Annotated in this window: 1 pseudogene; it reads right to left on the bottom strand. The window is 44.5% G+C overall.

Going from position 1 to position 420, the window contains the following annotated elements:
• Nucleotides 1-420, bottom strand: a pseudogene (locus tag AB5935_RS27230) (NAD(P)/FAD-dependent oxidoreductase); the annotation flags it as partial.

Here is a 420-nt window from a genome sequence, read left to right as displayed (position 1 = left end):
TGTACCAGTTCTTTCCCCCAATGGGTAGTTTCCTCCACCTTTTCACGATCACGAATCTCTTTTGCTTTACGGGCATAGACAATCATACGCATAGACTGATCGTAAGTGAAATAATTCCATACCCAATTCAAGAGTACAATAACCTTATTGCGTACCCCAAGAATAGAGCGCAGATGAACAACCAGCCACATCACCCAGGCAAACCATCCCTGCATTTTTACTTTACTAAACTCTGCCACGGCACGATTACGTCCTACAGTCGCCATCGAACCCAAATTACGGTAATGGAAAGGTTTCATCTCCCGTCCTTTCTCCATACGTACCAGATTCTTTGCCAACAATTCTCCTTGCTGGATAGCCACTTGCGCCAATTGAGGATGTCCGTTCGGGTAATTTTCATCAGCTAACTGAATACATTGG

The organism is Phocaeicola sp. RTP21198st1_B8_RTP21198_201120 (assembly GCF_040929485.1).
Taxonomy (GTDB): domain Bacteria; phylum Bacteroidota; class Bacteroidia; order Bacteroidales; family Bacteroidaceae; genus Phocaeicola; species Phocaeicola dorei.
This window is presented reverse-complemented; position numbering and strand designations above follow the sequence as displayed.